At 61.9% G+C, this 19,374-nt stretch carries 18 protein-coding genes and 1 pseudogene; 12 read left to right on the forward strand and 7 right to left on the reverse strand.

Annotated elements, in window-relative coordinates:
• Positions 1-33 precede the first annotated feature (33 nt).
• The 7 genes from F6X24_RS14060 (at position 34) to F6X24_RS14085 (ending at position 6,407) form a co-directional block, all read left to right on the forward strand.
• A complete protein-coding gene (locus F6X24_RS14060) occupies positions 34-1,167 on the forward strand; it encodes an App1 family protein (RefSeq protein WP_151088623.1) in 1,134 nt (377 codons plus the stop codon).
• A 111-nt stretch (positions 1,168-1,278) separates the two neighbouring features.
• On the forward strand, positions 1,279-2,040 hold the full coding sequence (gene mtgA / locus F6X24_RS14065) for a monofunctional biosynthetic peptidoglycan transglycosylase (protein WP_229725112.1): 762 nt from the start codon (positions 1,279-1,281) through the stop codon (positions 2,038-2,040).
• Positions 2,041-2,066: 26 nt separating this feature from the next.
• Positions 2,067-2,483 carry a YybH family protein gene (locus tag F6X24_RS14070; RefSeq protein ID WP_151088625.1) on the forward strand — a complete coding sequence of 139 codons (417 nt, stop codon included), beginning with the start codon at positions 2,067-2,069 and terminating at the stop codon, positions 2,481-2,483.
• 229 nt (positions 2,484-2,712) lie between these two features.
• Positions 2,713-2,850 carry a hypothetical protein gene (locus tag F6X24_RS19010; protein WP_191906335.1) on the forward strand — a complete coding sequence of 46 codons (138 nt, stop codon included), beginning with the start codon at positions 2,713-2,715 and terminating at the stop codon, positions 2,848-2,850.
• 157 nt (positions 2,851-3,007) lie between these two features.
• Positions 3,008-3,643: an FKBP-type peptidyl-prolyl cis-trans isomerase gene (locus F6X24_RS14075; protein WP_151088626.1), complete on the forward strand. Its 636-nt coding sequence runs from the start codon at positions 3,008-3,010 to the stop codon at positions 3,641-3,643.
• An 81-nt stretch (positions 3,644-3,724) separates the two neighbouring features.
• Positions 3,725-4,372 carry a hypothetical protein gene (locus F6X24_RS14080; RefSeq protein WP_151088627.1) on the forward strand — a complete coding sequence of 216 codons (648 nt, stop codon included), beginning with the start codon at positions 3,725-3,727 and terminating at the stop codon, positions 4,370-4,372.
• 82 nt (positions 4,373-4,454) lie between these two features.
• Positions 4,455-6,407 (forward strand): KUP/HAK/KT family potassium transporter, encoded by a 1,953-nt coding sequence (locus F6X24_RS14085; RefSeq protein ID WP_151088628.1) that lies wholly within the window; start codon positions 4,455-4,457, stop codon positions 6,405-6,407.
• A gap of 170 nt (positions 6,408-6,577) precedes the next feature.
• Here F6X24_RS14085 and F6X24_RS14090 read toward each other — a convergent pair whose 3' ends face one another.
• From F6X24_RS14090 to F6X24_RS14100, 3 genes and pseudogenes are all read right to left on the reverse strand, one after another.
• On the reverse strand, positions 6,578-7,594 hold the full coding sequence (locus F6X24_RS14090) for a GRP family sugar transporter (protein ID WP_151088629.1): 1,017 nt from the start codon (positions 7,592-7,594) through the stop codon (positions 6,578-6,580).
• Between the two features lie 240 nt (positions 7,595-7,834).
• Positions 7,835-9,118 carry a M61 family metallopeptidase gene (locus F6X24_RS14095; RefSeq protein ID WP_394349947.1) on the reverse strand — a complete coding sequence of 428 codons (1,284 nt, stop codon included), beginning with the start codon at positions 9,116-9,118 and terminating at the stop codon, positions 7,835-7,837.
• Positions 9,110-9,702: pseudogene (locus F6X24_RS14100) on the reverse strand (M61 family metallopeptidase); the annotation flags it as partial. The pseudogene F6X24_RS14100 and the gene F6X24_RS14095, both read right to left, overlap by 9 nt.
• A 116-nt stretch (positions 9,703-9,818) precedes the next feature.
• Here F6X24_RS14100 and F6X24_RS14105 point away from each other — a divergent pair.
• The 3 genes from F6X24_RS14105 (at position 9,819) to F6X24_RS14115 (ending at position 12,826) form a co-directional block, all read left to right on the forward strand.
• The gene (locus tag F6X24_RS14105; RefSeq protein WP_151088632.1) at positions 9,819-10,724 is read left to right on the forward strand and encodes a C40 family peptidase; all 906 of its coding nucleotides are present in this window, start codon (positions 9,819-9,821) and stop codon (positions 10,722-10,724) included.
• Positions 10,725-11,591: 867 nt separating this feature from the next.
• A complete protein-coding gene (locus F6X24_RS14110) occupies positions 11,592-12,035 on the forward strand; it encodes a DUF2147 domain-containing protein (protein WP_151088633.1) in 444 nt (147 codons plus the stop codon).
• A gap of 155 nt (positions 12,036-12,190) precedes the next feature.
• Positions 12,191-12,826, forward strand: coding sequence for a hypothetical protein (locus F6X24_RS14115; protein WP_151088634.1), 636 nt, complete (start codon positions 12,191-12,193; stop codon positions 12,824-12,826).
• Positions 12,827-12,832: 6 nt separating this feature from the next.
• Here F6X24_RS14115 and F6X24_RS14120 read toward each other — a convergent pair whose 3' ends face one another.
• Complete coding sequence (locus tag F6X24_RS14120; protein ID WP_151088635.1) at positions 12,833-14,866, reverse strand: M1 family aminopeptidase; 2,034 nt, start codon at positions 14,864-14,866, stop codon at positions 12,833-12,835.
• Positions 14,867-15,031: 165 nt separating this feature from the next.
• Here F6X24_RS14120 and F6X24_RS14125 point away from each other — a divergent pair, with 165 nt between their 5' ends.
• Positions 15,032-17,365: a T9SS type B sorting domain-containing protein gene (locus F6X24_RS14125; RefSeq protein WP_151088636.1), complete on the forward strand. Its 2,334-nt coding sequence runs from the start codon at positions 15,032-15,034 to the stop codon at positions 17,363-17,365.
• Positions 17,366-17,621: 256 nt separating this feature from the next.
• Here F6X24_RS14125 and F6X24_RS14130 read toward each other — a convergent pair whose 3' ends face one another.
• From F6X24_RS14130 to F6X24_RS14140, 3 genes are all read right to left on the reverse strand, one after another.
• Positions 17,622-18,278 (reverse strand): cytochrome c oxidase subunit 3, encoded by a 657-nt coding sequence (locus F6X24_RS14130; RefSeq protein ID WP_229725113.1) that lies wholly within the window; start codon positions 18,276-18,278, stop codon positions 17,622-17,624.
• Positions 18,279-18,355: 77 nt separating this feature from the next.
• A complete protein-coding gene (locus F6X24_RS14135; protein ID WP_151088637.1) occupies positions 18,356-18,706 on the reverse strand; it encodes a hypothetical protein in 351 nt (116 codons plus the stop codon).
• Positions 18,699-18,947, reverse strand: coding sequence for a hypothetical protein (locus F6X24_RS14140; protein WP_151088638.1), 249 nt, complete (start codon positions 18,945-18,947; stop codon positions 18,699-18,701). Before F6X24_RS14140 ends, F6X24_RS14135 begins: the two co-directional genes overlap by 8 nt.
• Positions 18,948-19,107: 160 nt before the next feature.
• Between F6X24_RS14140 and F6X24_RS14145 the strand changes: the two genes are divergently transcribed.
• The gene (locus tag F6X24_RS14145; RefSeq protein WP_151088639.1) at positions 19,108-19,344 is read left to right on the forward strand and encodes a hypothetical protein; all 237 of its coding nucleotides are present in this window, start codon (positions 19,108-19,110) and stop codon (positions 19,342-19,344) included.
• Positions 19,345-19,374 lie beyond the last annotated feature (30 nt).

Raw genomic sequence — 19,374 nt, forward strand, 5'->3', positions numbered from 1 at the left:
GCTTGAATACTTCGCTCGCCGTAGGTTTGCCAGATGAATTTAGGCCAGTGGCTTGCGGATGCTTTCGAATGGACCGATGCGGGCATGACGCGCGTGGCCGCCCGGCTGGGCCGATTGCGCCCCCTGCACCTCGATGTGTACCGCAGCTACGGCACGCCGCACCGCTTTTATGTGAAGGGGCGCCTGCTGGCTGACCGCGGCCTCACGCCCCAGACCGAGGCCGACTCGCCGTGGCGCAACTTCCAGGCCATGTACCGGCGCTTCAACAGCCGCGAGATACCGGGGGCAGAGGTAGTTATTTCACTACCCCAGCATCTTGACTTACCGGTAGTTACCGGCCCCACGGGCTATTTTACCTTACGCCTCGACCCGCCGGCCCTGCCCGCTTCGGTCAACTACCTCTGGTACCCGGTAACGGTGCGGCTGACGAAGCTCCCGACCCGGTTTCGGGGCCTGCTGGGCCAGGTAGAAGGCGTGGCCCAGGTACTCATTCCGCCGCCCACGGCCGAGTTTGGCGTTATCTCCGACCTCGACGATACGGTTATCGTGACGCGGGCCACCCATATTCTGCGCATGCTGCGCACGGTACTGCTGCGCAATGCCCACTCGCACGAGACGCTGGCCGGCGTGGCGGCTTTTTACCAGGCCCTGCTGCATGGGCAGAGCGGCCGGCCCGACAACCCCTTCTTTTACGTCAGCTCCTCGCCCTGGAACCTCTACGACGTACTCGACGATTTTTTGCGCCTGCAGGGCGTGCCGCCCGGCCCCCTGCTGCTGCGCGAAACCCTGCTCGGCCGCACGCCCGGCTCGGAAGGGAAAAACCCCGATGCCTCGCCGCACCACGGCCATAAGCTCAAGGAAATCAACCAGGTACTGGACACCTACCCGGACCTGCCTTTTATTCTGCTCGGCGACAGCGGGCAGCAGGACCCCGTAATTTATGCAGAGGTGGTGCGCACGTATCCCGGCCGCATTCGGGTTATCTATATCCGCGACGTGGGCGTGCCGGCCCGGGCCAGGCACATCGGCCCGCTGGCCGCCGCCTTGCGCCGCGATACGGGCGTTGAGCTGCTGCTGGTGCCCGACTACCTCACGGCCGCCACGCACGCGGCAGCGCACGGCTTTATTACGGCAGAGGCGCTGGCCGGTATGAAGAGCCCGGAATAAGCGAAGAAGTGTCGGCCGATGACTGCCGGGCGCGCGGCCAGTTGCCGCACTTTGGACCGGCCGCTGGCCATTTCCTTTCTCCTTCCGGGTTCTGGCTTCTACTTTTGCCCCGTGGCGCACGCTATCGAATCTATTCTGCCACCCTGGCGCACGGTAGTGCGCGTGGGGCTGCAAGCCCTGACCGCAATCTTTCTGCTGACGGTGGCCTGGGTGCTGCTTTACCGCTGGATGGCCCCGCCGGCCACCTGGCTTATGCTCGACCGCCGTGCCCACGCGCCGGTCGGGCTGGGCTATTACGGCATTCAGCCCGACCCGCGCCACGTGCGCTACGACTTCACCTCGCTCGATGAAGTGGCTCCCAGCGTGCCGCTGGCCGTGGTGGCCTCCGAAGACCAGCGCTTTCTCATTCACCACGGCTTCGACGTCGATGGCATGTGGAAGGCGGCGCAGTACAACTGGCACCGCGCCAGCGGCCAGCCCGTGCGGGGCGGCTCCACCATCTCGCAGCAGGTGGCCAAAAATGTGTTTCTGTGGCAGGGCCGCTCCTACGTGCGCAAGGCGGCCGAGGCCTACTTTACGGTGCTTATCGAGCTGCTCTGGAGCAAGCGCCGCATCATGGAAATGTATTTGAGCGTGGCCGAGATGGGCGACTGCACCTTCGGCGTGGAAGCCGCCAGCCAGCGCTACTTTCACAAGTCGGCCCGCGACCTCAACGCGCCCGAGGCGGCCCTGCTGGCCGGCGTGCTGCCCAATCCGCTGCGCTTCCGGGCCGGCCAGCCGGGCCCGCAGGCGCGGGCCAAGCAGCTGCACGTGCTGCACAACATGCGCGCGCTGGGCGGCACCGCCTACGTAGCTACCTTGCTGAACCGCTAGCCGGTATTAGATAGAAAATTTTCTATATGCTTACCCTCCTAGCCCTTAGCTGCGCCCTGGCCGCGCCGCCCACGCCGCGCCAGGCTATCGCCCAGGTGCTCACCGCCCAGACGGCCGCCTGGAACCGGGGCGACATCCCCGGCTTTATGGCCGGCTACTGGCATTCCGATTCGCTCGTCTTTATCGGCAAAAAAGGCCTTACCTACGGCTGGCAGCCTACCTTGACCAACTACCGCCGCAGCTACCCCGACGCCCGGCAGATGGGGCAGCTCGACTTCAGCCAGCTGCGCATTACGCCGCTCGGCCCGGAAGTGGCGCAGGTAATCGGGCACTGGCACCTGGCCCGGCCCGGCGTAGCGGCCGGCGATGCGCAGGGCCAGTTTCTGCTGATTTTCCGGAAGCTAAACGGCCAGTGGGTCATTGTGGCCGACCATACCAGCTAAGCCAGACAAATTATTCATTTGTAGTAATATATTAATAAATAATAATTTTACCTTACTTGCACCATGCAGCTGGCCCGGCGCGCTCCCCCATATCCCCTGCCGGTTGCACAAAATCCTGCCTGTTAAGCAAATACACAAATTAAATCCAGCTATTTATTCGGCACGCCTAACATATTTTCGGGTATGCCGTATCTTTGTCGCACCATTCAACTACTTAGCCCCGGTTCTCATGAAAAAGACTACTGCTCTGCCTTCGCTGCTGCTGCTATTGGGCAGCCTGGGCTCGCTCCGTTACCTGAGTGCGCAGCTGGCCAAGCTTAACCTGACGTTCGACCTGCGCGGCGAGGAAGACCATTACTACCTCTAGCCGAGCGGGTTTACCACTTTTTTGCGCTGCAAAGCCCCGCCCCCGCGGGGCTTTTTGCGTAAGAAGCGCACCGCCGTGCCGACCTTCGCGGCCCGGTTATCCCATTTTTCACGCCGGGCCGGCTTTGGCGAGCCGGCCGCTTTATCCTTTTTTACCCGTGACCCTCGACACCAATCAGCAGCAGGTCAGCTACATCATTGGCCGCGACCTGGCCCGAAACTTTGCCCAGCAGGGCCTGGAGCTGGACATCGACACCCTGGCCGCCGCCCTCAAGGAAGGCCTGCAGGGCCTGCCCAGCCGCCTAACCCAGGAGCAGATGCAAACCGCTATGCAGCAGCTGCAAGAGCAGCTGGGCGGGGGCGAAGAAGACGCGGACGACAACACCCAAAACCCTAACTCCATGAGCAACAAAGCCGAAGGCGAAGCCTTCCTTGCCGAAAACAAGACCAAGCCGGGCATCGTAACGCTACCCAGCGGCCTGCAGTACGAAGTATTGACCGAGGGCACCGGCAAAAAGCCCACCCTGCGCTCGTCGGTAACGACGCACTACCACGGCACGCTCATCAACGGCAACGTGTTCGACAGCAGCTACCAGCGGGGCCAGCCGGCTACGTTTCCGGTAAATGGCGTCATCGCCGGCTGGACCGAGGCCCTGCAGCTGATGCCCGAAGGCTCGAAGTACCGGCTCTACATTCCCTCCGACCTGGCTTACGGCAAGCGGGGCGCGGGGCGCGACATCGGCCCCGACTCGGCCCTGATTTTCGACGTTGAGCTGCTGAAAGTAAACAACTGAGGCGAGGCGTCGGCCGGGGCGCTGACGGCGTCTACTACGCTTCCGGGCCCGGCTTCGACCGCGGCCTCCGCCCCGGTCTGGGTGCGAAGCAGTACCGCCGTGCCCATTGGCCCGGTATCGGCTACAGCCCCGCCGGCTATTCGGCCACCGGCCACTATCGGGCCGGTGGCCGAACCAGCCGCTGAAACAGCAGCTACGCTGCCCGCGTCGGCCGCTGAGCCGCCGGCCCCGACCGTGCAAAGCCCCGACGGCCGCCTGGTGCTAACGGCCACTTCGCTTACCGTGCTGGGGCAGGTTTTTGGGTTGCGCGAGCTGGAGCGAGCCGAGGTGCAGCCGGTGCGCTGGCTGCTGTGGTACCTGCTGGGAGGGCTGGGCCTGACCATTATTCTACTCTTATTTTTAAACAACTGGCTGCACACGCTACCTACCATGGCTGGCCTGCTGGCCACCGCCCTGATGCTGCTTTACGGCCACCGGGGCACCAACCGGCTGCGACTCTGGCTGCTGGGCCGCGAGGCCGCGCACTTTGCCCTACCCGGCGACCTGGCTACCTGGCAGCGCCTGGTAAGTGAGCTAAACCGCCGCGTGAGCCGGGCCCACGACCAGGCGGCGGCCGAAACCGCCGCGCTGCTGGCCGCCCTGGAAGCGGAGCGGACAGCGGCCGAAGCGCCTGAGCCCGCGGCCGACGCCTACTTTCCCGACCCAGCCATTCCCAACGCGCCTGCGTAAAGCCCGTTGCCCCCTCTGTTATTTTTACTGCGCCGCCGGCCTTACCTGCTGCTACCTGACCAAGTAATTACTTTAGTAACAAATGAGTTCTAAACACTCGCACACCGCCATCTCCGGGGCAGGGTTGCTTATCGCGCTGGGCATTATCTACGGCGATATCGGGACGTCGCCGCTCTACGTGATGTCGTCCATCCTCAAAAGTGGCCGCGTACCCGACCTCATCGACCCGCTGCTGGTGCTCGGGGGCATCTCGTGCGTTATCTGGACGCTCACGCTCCAGACCACTGTCAAGTACGTGCTGCTGACCCTCAATGCCGATAACAACGGCGAGGGCGGCATTTTTTCGCTCTACGCCCTGGTGCGGCGGCGTGGGGCCTGGCTCTCGGCGGTGGCTATTATTGGCGGCTCGGCCCTGCTGGCCGATGGGGTTATTACGCCGCCCATCTCGGTGGCGTCGGCGGTGGAGGGCCTGCGGGCGATTTACCCAACCATCCCGACAGTGCCTATCGTGGTGGGGATTATTGCGGGGCTTTTTTTACTGCAAAGCCTGGGCACTCAGATAGTTGGCAAAGCATTCGGGCCGATTATGTTTTTGTGGTTCACGATGCTGGGCGTACTCGGCACCGTCTGGATTGCGCATAACCCGACTATTCTGCGGGCCATTAACCCCTACTATGCCTACCAGCTGCTGGTGCATTATCCCAGTGGCTTCTGGCTGCTGGGCTCGGTATTTCTGTGCACTACCGGGGCTGAGGCGCTGTACTCCGACCTGGGCCACTGCGGCAAAGGCAACATCCGCATCAGCTGGACTTTTGTGAAGATTACCCTCTTGCTCAACTACCTGGGCCAGGGCGCGTGGCTGCTTGCTCACCAGGGCCAGCAGCTTAACGGCCAGAACCCGTTTTATGCCCTTATGCCGTCGTGGTTTCTGCTCTTCGGTATCGGGCTGGCCACGGTGGCGGCCGTTATCGCTTCGCAGGCACTTATTACCGGCTCGTTTACGCTGGTAGCCGAGGCTATCCGCCTCAACATGTGGCCTAAGGTGCGCCTCAACTACCCTACCGACGTCAAGGGCCAGCTTTTCGTGCCCAGCATGAACCGGCTGCTGCTCATTGGCTGCATCGGCGTGGTGCTGTTTTTCCGCGAAAGCTCGAATATGGAAGCGGCCTATGGCCTGGCTATTACCCTTACCATGCTCATGACCACCGTGCTGCTAACGGTGTGGCTACGCAAAATCAAGCGGGTAGCCTTCCCGCTGGTGGCGCTTTTCGTGGGGGTCTACGGCATCATTGAAGGCTCGTTTATGGTAGCTAACCTCCTCAAGTTCCCGCACGGCGGCTGGGTGTCGCTGGCTATCGGCTCGGCCCTGATGGCGGTGATGTACGTCTGGCTGAAAGCTTTTTACATCAAGCGCCGCCTCACCGACTTCGTGAAGATGGAGCCCTACATCGAGCCGCTCAAGCAGCTCAGCAACGACGAGTCCATCTCGAAGTACGCCACCCACCTCGTGTTTCTGACCTCGGCCGAGCGGGCCAGCGAGATTGAGCAGAAAATCATTTATTCTATCTTCCAGAAACGCCCCAAGCGTGCTGATATCTATTGGTTTATCCATGTCGATACCACCGATGAGCCCTATACCATGGAGTATAAGGTAACCGAGCTGGCCCCCGACGACGTGTTTCGCATCAACTTCCGGCTGGGCTTCCGGGTGCAGCAGCGCATCAACCTGTTCTTCCGCAAGGTGGTCGAAGACCTGGTGCGCAACAAGGAAGTGGATATTACCTCGCGCTACGCCTCGCTCAGCAAGCAGCACGTCACGGGCGACTTCCGCTTCGTGGTGCTGGAGAAATACCTGTCTATCGAAAACGACTTTCCGACCCAGGAGAAGCTCGTGATGCAGGCCTACTTCTACATCAAGCAGTTTATTTCGGGCGAGGCCCAGTACTTCGGCCTCGATACCTCGTCGGTGAAGATGGAAAAGGTGCCGCTGGTAATCGCCCCAGTGCGGGAAGTGGCGCTAACGCGAGTGAAGTAGCCGAGCTTATGAGTAGCTGACTAAGAGCAGCCTGCCGGCCAAAAGCGAAGCAAAACTTCTTCTCTTTGGCCGGCAAGCTGCTCTTGCTTTTTCATAAAGGAAACCGGCTATCGTAGGCAATAAAGCTAAAATACTATATGCAGCCAACCTACTTATCAGCGGAAGCCATCCTACCCCAGGCGGGCCGCTACAATGAGGCCAACCCCCAACACGTAGGCTATGGCCATTGCCCAAAGCCAGCGATAGGCCGGGGCGGGAGCATCTTTGAATTCGTGCCACGCAAACAGCCCCCACAGCACGGCCACAATGGTAGCGCCCTGGCTAAGGCCAAACGAGACGGCGTTGCCCGCTTTGGTAGAAGCCAGCAGCAGGGCGGCCATCCCCGCGCCCCACAGCACCCCGCTACCAATGCCGATGCCGTGCTGACGGGCCGCCACCTCACTGTAGCGCACCTGGGCCGCTTCCGGGGTATCAGCAAAATGGCGCAACACCTGCTCTACCACCGGGTTGCTGAGGGCCAGGCCCAGCCCAAATAGCGCCAGCGCCGTGTAGGGCGTCAGCGCTCCGGCCTTGGGGTGGGCAAAATCCTTAGCCAGCGGCGAGGTAACCATGCGGAAAAAGAAACCGTTGGCGACCCCCGCCGCGCCCGCAATCAGCAAGCCTTGCTGGCTGTTGCCGGACTTGCCGCCCTGGTCTTTATCGCCGGCCTTTTTGGCATAGGCAACGGCGCTGCAGGCAATAGAAACCAACACTAATGCGCCGCCCGCCGCCAGCAGCCACACGTTGCCCTGGGGCTCGGCTACGTAATTTACTACCAGCCCCAGGGCCAGCGCAATACCGCTGCCCACGGGCATCGCAATGGCCAGCCCGGCGGCCTGAATCGCGGCCACCAGCAACTGATTGCCCAGGTTGAACACCAGGCCCGCCGCCAGCACCAGGCCCAGCCCGCTCCCTGCCGCCTGCCGCACATCAGCCACGAACGGCCGGCCCTGGCTGCCAAAGCTGCCCAGCGTACTCACCAGCACCGCGGTAAGCAGCAGAATGCCCAATACGTAGTCGCGGTAAAAAAGCGTGATGGGTACTTTAGCATCCGCCACCAGCTTTTGCCCGTTCGACCACGAGCCCCAGCACAGCATAGCCAGCAGGCACACGCCAATGGCTACGCCGGTTTGTTGAATGAGAAACATAGAGCAGACACGAAGAGAGCTAAATGGGTCAGGTAACCACTTTGTCCTTTGTACGTGTCTGGCCTGGGTCTGTTCAGGCAGAGCAAGGGTCTCCAACCAGGCTCAAACCAGCCACCAACCCCTAAGCTGAACCGCTAAACGCATGTTATTCTTTGCCAGATACAGGCCAGAAAACTCCTGAAATGAAAGCAGCCCCGGCCAGTCGGTCGGGGCTGCTTTCATTTCAGGGGTAATGCCCTCCTACTTACCCAGCCACTTAGCCAGCAGGCGCTGCTGGTCGGGCGTAGCATTGGCGGCCGGCTGAATCTGGTAGCTGCGGTCGGGGTCGGGCTGCAGGGTCAGGCTCAGGTCGTGGGTAATAGCTCCGTGCCTGGCTTGCACCTTGAGGGCCGTGCCGGGAGCCGAGGCAAAGAGCGCCTGCTTCACAGCTTCGTCGGTAGGAGCCGCGCCATTCAGCTGCAAAATCTCATCATTCACGTTGAGGCCGCCGTTCCAGGCGGTGCCATCGCGCTTCACGGAAGTTACGATGTAGTGGCCGTTGCGATTGGCAATAGCGGCTCCGAGGCTGCCGTTGGTAGTGGCGGGCGCGCTCGTAAAGCTCAGGCCCACGTAGCCGAGGGCGGTAGCATAGTCGAGGGTACGGGCGCCGTACACGTAGTTCTGGAAGAAGTCGTCGAAGCGCTTGCCAGCCACCTCGGCCACGGCATCCTGGTACTCCTGGTCGGTGAAGCCGCGCTTCAGGCCCTTGTAGTACTTGTCGTAAAGCAGGCGAAACACGTCGTCGAGGTGCTTCTGGCCGTTGCTGGCTTTGACAATCATCAAATCGAGCATCATGCCTACCATCTCCCCCTTGTCGTAGTAGCTGATTTCGGAGTTGCGCGAGTTTTCATCGGGCCGGTAGGCCCGAATCCAAGCATCGAAGCTCGACATGGCCACCGGCTGCAGCTTGTTGCCGGGCTGGTTTTCGACGCCCCCCAGCACGGTAGCAAGCTGGTCGTAGTACTGCTGAGCGGTATAGAAGCCGGCCCGCTGGGCTATCTGGTTGGCCATATATTCGGTCTGGCCTTCGCTTACCCACAGCATATGGGTATAGTTCTCGTGGTCGTAGTCGAACGGCCCCAGCGCCACGGGCCGGATGCGCTTCACGTTCCAGAGGTGGAAATACTCGTGGGCCACCAGACGCAGGAAGTTCTTGTAGCCCGCATCGCTGCCGTAGGTGCCGGGCCGCGCGCCCAGCGTGGTCGAGTACAGGTGCTCGAGGCCCCCGCCGCCGGCTTCGAGGTGGTGCACAATGAAGAGGTAGTGGTCGAGGGGATTCTGACCCACCACCCGCTGTGCCTCCTCGGTAATCTTCTTCATATCGGCCAGAAACTGCGCCTCATTGGGCAGCGTAAACGGCCCGTACATGGCCATTTGGTGCGGCGTGTTATTAGCCGTGAAATTCAACACCTTCTGGTTGCCGATTTCGATGGGCGAGTCGGCCAGCTCGTCGTAGCTGGCCGACTGATACACGAACTTCTGCATGCCAGGCACCGGCCGCAGGGCCGTGCTCACGGTGGCCCAGCCCGCGGCGGGCTGCACCGTTACCTGGCTCGGCATATTCTTGCTGGCGGCCGGGTACATAAAGATGCTGCTGCCCAGGGCAAAGCCGTGGTCGGCATCAATAAAGCTGGTGCGCACGCTGATTTCGTAGGCGTACACCCCATAGCTCACCTGGAAAGTAGCCTGCCCGGCGTGGTGTACCCGCCAGGTATTCTTATCGAGCTTTTCCACCGCCAGTTGCTGCCCCCGGCCGTTTGGGCCTTGAGGCGCTCGACGTGCTTCGCAAACTCGCGCACCAGGTACGAGCCCGGCGCCCACACCGGCATCTTGAGGTCGGTATAATCCTGGCCGAAACCCTGCAAGTCCATCCGCACCTCAAAGTAGTGCGTTTGCGGAGCCGGCATAGCCAGCGTGTAGCGCAGGGTGCCGGCGCTGGCCGGCGCGGCAGTGGCGGCCGGGCTGGGCTTTGACCTGGGTTTAACTTTAGGTTGGGCGGCGGCGGGCACGGCCGCCAGCAGGCCGGCCACGGCGGCCAGGCGGCAAAAGGCAGAAGTTGATGCGAACATGCCCACAAAGTAAGAGCTTAAACCGGGCCGGCCACCCAATCTTTTCCCTGGCCAGTGCTAACCTGCTCCACAAGGTGGCCGTTAAGCGCACGTAATTCCTGGTCTGTTATCTGAAAATGCGTAGTATCTGGTTGATTTTTGGCTTCTTACTGGTAATGCTGCTGGGGCTGCGCTTCTACCGGCACCCGCCGGCCGGCCGCCCGGCTGCACCTGGCCCGGCTCCTGCTTCGGCGGCCTTGCTGGTAGCCGAGCACGCCGCAGTCCGGCCGGGCGGCCAGCCGGGAAACTTGCCGGTCGCGGCCAGCCAGCGCGATAGCCTGGTGCGCTTTGCGCTCCGGCAGCTGGGTACGCCTTACGTGTATGCGGGTACCAGCCCAGCTACGGGTTTCGACTGCTCAGGCTTCGTGCGCTACGTGTTTGGCCGGTTTGGGGTGGATATGCCGCACTCCACGGCCCTGCTCCTCGACGTGGGCCGGCCGGTACCCCGCGCCCAGGCGCAACCCGGCGATATCGTCGTTTTCACAGGTACGGCGGCCGGCAGCACCACGCCTGGCCACGCGGGCATCATTATTTCGGCACCGGGCGAAACCCCGCTGCGATTTGTGCACGCCTCGTCGGCCCGGCGCGAATCGGGCGTCAAAATAAGCCAGGTAGAAGGCAGCGGCTACGAGCAGCGGTTTATGCAGGTGCGCCGGGTGCTCGACAACAGTACGGCTAGCGCAGCAGTAGGCAATCGGATTAATAGCTCCCGCACCGCGCCGGCAAACATTGCGGCCCGGCCCGCCACGGCTGTAGTCCCGCTCTCCCCGCTGCCGGCCCGGGCGGTGGCCGTACCAGCTACTCCGCTGCCTAAGGTGATGCTGCGGCCCGTGCAGCATCGGATTGCCGCTGGTCATTCGCGCGCACATCGGGTCAACGCAACCGGCAAAAAGGCGCCGGGCCGGCATTCAGCGGTCAAAGCAAAGCCAGCTAAAAAACCTGCCAGGCGGCGTACTACGCTCCGCCATTTTGTGAAAAAGTAACTGTAGCAAGTCTGCACCCGACTGGTGGTACCACTGTACATAGCTCAGCCTAGCGAGGTTTCGGAATCAGGATAAGGCTGGTCAAGTAGCGCGGGCTTTTAGTCCGCGAGTGCTCGGCATAGCAACGTGCGGACTAAAAGCCCGCGCTACCGTACAGCGCCTCCGAACCGCGCTAAAAAGCAGCTAAAGCTTGTTTTTACCAGGGCAGCACGGCCCGGCACTGCCTAAAAAAACGATGCCCGGCTAACCCACAGCGGAACGCTTACGCGTGCCATCGGGCCAACCGGGCATCTAATCCTTCAAATCTTACCGAGCGAGAGCGCTGGGGTACAGCGCCGCCGTCTCACAGTAAGACCTGTCCAACGAAAGGGGGCCGCAACACTGCAGCGCCCTCCGCCGAGCTGTGTATTTAGGCGAGTACGGCGGTGAGGCGTACTACATTGGACAGGCTCGGCAGGATTTGGTTGGGACTACTAGACATTTTGTACCTCCTTTCTTTATGGTTCCACATAACCCCGAACGCGTTTCCCAGCAACTTAGGGCCACTTGTACGGGGCCGTAGCACTCGCTACTGCGTGTTAAAGTTAATTACGGGGGTGGAGGTTCCAAGTTTTCCCAGATATTTTAGGGCTGCGGGGCCAGTATTTTTAGCAGCTACCTGAAAGTCAAGCGCATTAATTTCGCTCATGCTGCTGTTGTTCGCCCCCAGCCTGCGGTGCCGACGGCAAGTGCCGGCAGCGGCAGACCCCGGCGAGAATAGCTGCTTTCAAAAATCTGGCTGTATACTTGCCATAGCTGGCTCAACGCGATTTTTACCGTAGCTTTCCACCCTAATCCACCCTTCAGCATTTCTTCACGTTCTTTACGATGCGCAACTCACTCTTCCTCCTGCTGGCACTGTGGCTGGGCGCGGCCTGCGCGCCGGCCCGCGCCCAGACCCTCTCGCCCCTGGGTATCTGGACCAACTCCGAGAAGAAAGCCACTTTTGAGATATATAAGTGCGGCGATAAACTCTGCGGCAAAATCGTGACCCTCACTATTCCCAACGACCCGGCTACCGGCAAGCCCAAACTCGATGTGTCAAACCCTGACCCTAAGCTGCGTAGCCGCCCCAAGCTGGGACTGGTATTTATGGAAGGCTTTGTGTACGACGATGGCAACAAGTGGGACAATGGCAAAATTTACGACCCCGAAAGCGGTAAAACCTATTCCTGTTACATGAAGATGGAGTCGGCCAACCAGATGGAGGTGAAAGGCTACATTGGCTTCTCGCTCATTGGCCGGTCGCAGACCTGGACCAGGGTCAAGTAGCCAGGAGCCGCGGCGGCGGCCCGTCAGGCAGCGTCTCTTCTGCAAAGAAGGGGCGCTTTTTTTTGCTCGTTTGCCGCGGCCAGCCAGCGGCCTAGTTTGAAACTATTTGCCGCAGGACCTGTTTCTGCCCTGTTGCGGTTATCCCGAATTTAGCAGTGCTAGAGTTTATTCAACAGCTTTTCCAGCGGCGCAATGGCGCGGCAGTAGCCGGGTGGGAGCCCGCCGGCGAACCCACGCCCGCGCAGGCCCGGCGCCATTCGGCCTGGGTGGCGGAACAGGTGTACCGCAACTGGCTGGGCCCGTATTTTAAGGCGTACCACCTGCGCAAAAGCGGCATTGGCAGCCGGCGCGGGCTGCGTGTAGAGCTGCTGCACGAGGAGGGCCGCCAGGGGGCGCTGTTTTTTTACGACCACACCATGGGGCCGGGCAACTTTGAGCACCTCTACCAGCTGCTGGGCGAGCGGGTAACGGCCCTGGGCTATCACCGCGCCTGCCACGACCACCGCCTGCGTCGCCACCAACAGCTGCGCGAGCTTACCGTGAAGCAGCTTTTTAAGCCCAACCCTACCGACTGCACCGAAAGCGGGCGCTGTAACCAGCGCTATGGCCTTATCACGCTCGACTTAGTGGGGGTAAACGACAGGCCGCTCTTTATTCGCCTCATTACCAATCCGGTGCGTGAGCTGCACTTTACGTCGGCCTGCTCATTCGACGCGCTGCTGCAGGCTGTGCTTGACGAGCCCGCCGCCGATGCGGCGATAGCGCAGAAAATAGAAGAATATTATAGTTAGGATTTTCTATTGTTTGACAAATTTCCCCTGCCCTACCCGTTCGCCCGTGGGGCTGAGCAGGCGCAGCAGGTAGAGGCCGGGGGCCAGGGCTTGGGTAGCTACTTCGGCCTGGGCAGCTTGCACGGGCTGGCGTAGAACGGCGCGCCCCGTCGCATCACAGATTTCGACCGTGGCTGGCGAGGCCAGGCCGCTGATAGTCAGGGCGTCGTGGCACGGGTTAGGAAACAGGGTAAGCTCGGGCACGCCGGTCGCGCGGGCAGCCAGTACCAGGCTATTGTCGTGCTGCACGGTGCCGGGGTACATCAGCAGCCAGCCGTTGGGGTCTACCGCTACATCGGTCACGATGTTATCGACGGGCGCCACGAATCCCTGGCCGGCCTGCGTCTGGTTGAAGCGCACGAGGCGGGTGCTGCCGTCCTGAAAGGTAAGCTGATAGTCTACCTCCGTACGAAAAAAGCCGGGCGAGGCCCCGGCCGTAGCGCCCTCATTCACTTGCAGAAAAAGCGACCGGCCGACCTGATTCCAGCGCACAGTAAAAATGGGGTAGCCATTGCCCCGGTACCACTGGTTGAAGAAGTAGTCGAGCGGCTGCCCTAGCTCGGCCTCAAACAGCTGCTGCAGGTCGGCGGTGCGGGCCGTGCGGCCGCTAAACTGCTGCTGATACGTGCGCAGCACCCGAAAGAAGCGGGTATCGTCGTGGCAGAGGTAGCGCAGCATGTGTATCACGGAAGCCCCTTTCTTATACGTAAGGTCGTGGTCGAAAATGCGACTTACATTGGTAGTGTCGGGCACGCGCACGCTGCCGAGCAGGCTACGATAGGCGTAGCTGTGCGCCTGGTTCATCCAGCCGCGCGGGTCGTAGTATTGCTGCTCGTACAGGTACTCGGCGTAGGAGGCAAAGCCCTCGTTGAGCCAGATGTCTTCCCAGGAAGCGCAGGTGACGTTGTCGCCAAACCACTGGTGGAAAAGCTCGTGGGCCGTCAGGGTAAAATCGTCCCCCATCTCGCTCTGCGTGGTCATGGTCTGGTGCTCCATGCCACCCCCGATGGGGGCAAACGAGAGCCCGTACTTCTCATCGGCAAAGTAGTAGGTACCCACCAGCGACGAGAAGTATTCAATGGTGTGCGGCAGCACATCGAGCGCCGTTTTATTGGCAGCCACTGTGGGCTGGTCGTAGAGGTAGCTCACCACCGGCATGCTGCGCCCTCCCGGCAGGCTGGCAGAGGTGACGTACTCCACGTAGGGAGCCACGGCCACCGAAATCAGGTAATAGTCGATGGGATGGCGGGTACTCCACTCGTAGCGCACACGGCCGCCGGGCAGCAGCACCGTGCGGCGCAGCACGCCATTGGAGCCCACCTTGTTGGGCAGCGTAGTCGTGACCGACACGGCCGACGAGTCGGCTTTATCCGTAAGCACCTGCTTGCAGGGAAACCACTCGTGAGCCGAAAACGGCTCCGACAAGCTCCAGGTAACGTTGTAGCTGCCTCCGTTGATGGTCGCCGTATTGAAAGCATTGCCGATGGCGCTGGTGTTGCCGTTGGGTGCCGTGCCGTGGTAATAGATGCGGGCATCGAGCAGGCTGCCGGCCGGGGCGGGCCGGGCCAGCGCGGCGGTGGCCGCCTGCCCCTGGCGCAGCACGCCCGGCGAGCGCTGGCCGCCGGCCAGCACCGAGTCGATAACCAGCGTTGCCGTGCCGGGCGGTGAGCCCGCCGGGGCCTGGTACAGCTCAAAGGCCAGCGAATCGAGGGGCTGCGCGCCTACCAGCACCCGCAGCAGCGCCGAGCCGGCAATATTGCGCGAAGTGTTGTCGAGCGTCAGGTCGAGCTTGTACCACTTCACATCGTAGCGGTCCATTTTTTGGCGGTGGCGCACCGATACGCCCGCCACGGCAGCCAGGCCCTGCCCCTGGCGCAGGCGCGCCTGCCGGCAAGCCTGGGCGGCGTCGGGTGCGGCGCCAGGGGCCTGGGCACCCGCCCGCCCGGCGGCCAGCAGCCCCAGGCAACTTACCAGCAGGGTTAAATATATTATTTTTTGCATATTAACACAGTTTGCGGGCTTCTAACCATTGCGCCGGGCTGATTACCGAAGGTAGTGCACCTTGCCCAACTCCTGACTTGACCTTACCTTAGAGGACCGGCCTGGGTTCGCCCAGGTGTTATTCATCAGTATTACTTGCTACTACCCCGCCAGCTTGCTTGCGCTATGAGGAGATTTTACTATGCTTTATTGGCAGAATGGGCCTGTAAGGCGGCGCTGTCGCGTTGGGTTACGTGCGGGCTGGCCTGCCTGCTGCTGGTACTTGGCAATGCCCCGGTGGCCAGGGCCACGCACATTGTGGGCGGCGAGATGGACCTGCAATACCTGACCGGCAACACGTATCAGCTAACGCTGAATCTGTACTTCGACGCGGTGAATGGCAGTCCGGCTGCCCTCGATGGCAGCCTGGCCGCCGGTATTTTCGACAAGGCTACCAATCGGCTGGTGGCCACGGTGCAGCTGCCGCTCATCAACGATACGTTTGTCAAGTACAGTAACCCGGCCTGCGCGGTGGGCTCCCTCAGCACCAAAGCCCTGACGTACCGCAACACGGTAGAGCTGCCGCCGGATAAGTTTTCGAGTGCGCAAGGCTATTACGCCTCGGTAGAGCGCTGCTGCCGCAACAAAACTATCGGTAATATAGTGGCGCCCGAAAATGCGGCCCAGACCTTCTACCTGGAGTTTCCGGCCGTGGTGCGCAACGGGCAGGCATTTCGCGACTCTACGCCGCGCGTGTTTCCCCCGCTGGCCGACTATGCCTGCCTGGGAGAAGATTTTACCTACGACTTTGCCGGCCAGGATGCCGACGGCGACTCGCTGGTGTATGACATGGTGACGCCCCTCAATGGACACGCCGACTCGTCCAATCCCAACCCCGGCAGCAACGCGCCGCCCGCCTTTTACGGGGCGCCTTATGCCGAGATTACCTGGATGCCGGGGCGCAGCGCGGCCAATCAGATTCCAGGCTCGCCCGCTCTTAAAATCGGGCCCCTCACCGGGCGGCTTACGGTGCGGCCCTCGGCTACGGGCCTGTTTGTGTTTGGGGTCCGCTGCCAGGAATACCGCAAGGGCGTGAAAATCGGGGAAACGCGCCGCGACTTTCAGCTGCAGGTGCTGGTATGCCCCAAAAACACGGCCCCCAGCCTGGTGCTGCTGCCTAACCCCACCGGCAATACCCCCTACCGGGCGGGCCGCGATACGCTGCGTATCGTGCCGGGCGGCCCCCACTGCGTGCGCCTGCGCTTTACCGACCCCGACCCCAACTCCCAACTGACCCTGAGCTTGTTGCCCCTTGGCTATACCGGGCCGCTGCCGTCGTTTACAACGGCCATCACCGGAATGGTGCACACGGCCGGGCAGCCCGATACGCTGATAGCCTCGCTGTGCTTTTCGGACTGCACCGATACCCAGGGCAAGGTGGGCCACCTCGACGTGCTGGTGGCCGACAACGGCTGCTCACTGCCCAAGCACGATACGGTCCACGTGGCCTTTATCGGAGTGCCACCCCCTAACGGTCCGCCCACGCTCAGCAGCACAGCCGGGCCAGGCCTGCCGCTGCACGTGCGGCCGGGCCAGACGCTGGCCTTCGACCTTATCGCCACCGACCCCGACGGCGACCCTATTCAGTTTACGCTGGGTGGCAGCGCGGGCTTTGCGCCCGATGTGCTGGGCGCCACCATTGCGCCCCAGGCGCAAGCCGGCCAGGTGCGCCGCGCCCGCTTTACGTGGCCCGTCGATTGCCGGGCCATTACCAGCCCGGCTGGGCAGACCCAGCAGCTGGTATTTACCGCCAGCTCGACCACGCCCTGCGGCACCCGGCAGCTGGCCCCCACGCTCCAGATTCCGGTTGTTGTGGACTACGGCAATGTGCCGCCCGTGCTTACCACTACCCTGCCCCAACCCGCCACGCCTACCGATACAGTGGTTATCCGCCTGCCGCTAGGCCAGCCTTACTCGGCTACGCTTACGGGCACCGACGCCAACGGCGACGTGCTTAAGATGAGTGCCGCGGGCCGGGGATTCGACCTGGCCGCGGCGGGTATGTACTTTACTACGGAGGCCCGGCCGGCCGGCCAGGCCGGGGCTACCTTCACCTGGCTGCCCGCCTGCGACGGCGTTGCCGTGGTAAATGGCAAGCCAATGCCGCTTACCGTTACATTTCAGCTGCAGGAGGTTACCTGCCGCCCCCAGCCCCAGGCCCGCAGCGTCCGCTTCGAGGTGCTGAACCCCGACACGGCTGCCTTTACCCCACCCAATATTATTCTGCCAACCGGCCACAACCTGGCCAACCAGGTATTTACTATGAGTACGCTGCCGGCTGATTTTTGCGATAACCGCTTTGCAGGCATTAAGATATTCTCGCGCTGGGGCCGGTTGGTATACGAATCGGGCGACCGCAACTTCCGCTGGACCGGCGAGAACATGGCCGGCGTATACTATTACCTGTTGACCTTTACTACCGGCCGCCGGTATAAAGGCTGGGTCGAAGTAGTGCAATAAAGACCACTGATTAGCTCGGATTGGAGCGGATTGCACGGATTTTGTGGACGGCGCGGCGCTTCGCTTGGTAGACTTTTGGCTTTGTGAAGTGGTGCCGCTCCGGGTTCCTGGACAAGTGCGGAAATCGACCCGTTGAGGCCGGACATTCCCTGACCCGGAGTTGCTTGCGCACTGTACAGCGAGGTCTTACCAAGCGGAGCGCCGCGCCGTCCACAAAATCCGTGCAATCCGCTCCAATCCGAGCTAATCAGTGGTCTCAGTAGAGGAATAAGAACATCCCGAACAGTCCTACCCAGAGCACGTCAATAAAGTGCCAGTAAGTGAGCAAAGCCCGCAGCTGGCGCAGGTGATATGGATTGCGGATAAACACCAGCGTACGCACTGCGTCGCGGCTGGCATGCAGGGTTTTGAGTAGCTGCGCCAGCAGAAAAAGCAGGCCGGCCAGTATGTGGGCCACGTGCAGCCCCGAGATAACGTACACAAAGGTGCCGCTGCGCTCGCCCGTAAACAGCACGCCCTGCTGAACCAGCTCGCGCCAGCCCAGCACCTGCAGGCCGCTGAAAATACTGCCCAGCAGCAGCGTAGCCCCCAGGCAGCGGGCCAGGCCGGGCAGGTCGTCGGCCCGATACAGACGGGGCGCCTGCGCCAGCGTGTAAGACGACACCAGCAACACCACCGTGCTCAGGGAAAAGTAGCGCGGAAATGCGTGAATGCCCCGGGGCACCGTGCTCTGGGCCCGTGAGGCAACGTACATCGCCACCAGCGTTACGAAGAGCATCGTAATGCCCAGCAGCGCCAGGTAGAGCAGCATTAGCAGCGGCGGCACGCGCTCGATGCGGCTGAAAGCTGAGTGCCCGGCCCGCTGGTGGCCGGTGCCGGAAGGAATATTACGGTCGTCGCGGGGGGCTTGCACAAAAGCTAAGTTAACGCACAAAAAACTCCCTCCTGTAATAGACAAAGGGAGTTTTTTGTTCTGCTTTGCGCGTAGTTCTACTTAAAAAACGACCCAATCTTGCCCAGTACCGCGCTCAGCGTGATTTTGGGGCCGTTGCGGTCAGCCAGGCCGAAGAGGACGTAGGTTTTGCCGCCCACGCGCAGGTCGAGCACTAGGCCCAGGCGGCGCGCCAGCTGATGAAGCTGCTGCAAGGGGTCGGGGCCGGGCTTTTTGGGCGCTTTGGGCGCGCCGGGCGGCTGCGGCGGACCCGCCGTGATGAGGTCGAGCACCTGCTGGCTGGGCACGTTGAGAATAAGGTAGGAGCCGGAAGCCGCCAGCTGAATATCGTGCCCGCCCGGCCAGGTAAGCACCAGCCGGGCTTCTACCTCCAGGGCCCGGCTAAACACGCGGCACGTTGGGGTCGGGAGCGGGCGACACGAGCGGGGCGGCGGCCGGCGCCTCGCCTTTGGTGCGAATACGCAGCGAGCCGTTGAGCTTCCAGGTGGCCGGCTGCCCGGCGGGGTTTAGCTGGTTGGGTACTTGCAGCTCGACCTGGTCAAAAGCCAGGTTGAGCTCCACCCCACCCGAAAGCTTGGTGAGCAGCGAAGCGGCCGTATCGGCCCAGGAAGCGGAGGATTGGTCAGGCATAAAAAAGAGATGAGCAGGTAAATGGGGCGAAAGCACGCTGCAAAGCACGGCTATTCATTTCTAAAAACCCAAACGCAACCGCCGGGCCAGGGTTGCCGTTGCCCGAGAGCGCGTATTTTTGTCTCAATCTTTTGCTTTGTCTGCTTTTTCTTACCCGCTTATGAAATTCTTCGCCTGGTTCGCCGTCGTCACCATTCTGTTTGTGCTCATCGCCCGCTTTAAGCCCCAATCGCCGGCCGAGCCCATTATCCCCACCGAGGCCAAGGAAGCCCAGGGCCAGCCCGGCACCGACGACAATGCCCCGCCCGCCCGCACCGAAGAGCAGGGCAAAGCCGATGCTCAGAAAGCCGGCAGCACCTACGTGCTACCCGGCGTGCGGCCGGCCAGCGCGGCGTAACGCGGCCACGGAAGTTACCTTATCAAAGAA

It is taken from the genome of Hymenobacter baengnokdamensis (genome assembly GCF_008728635.1).
GTDB lineage: Bacteria > Bacteroidota > Bacteroidia > Cytophagales > Hymenobacteraceae > Hymenobacter > Hymenobacter baengnokdamensis.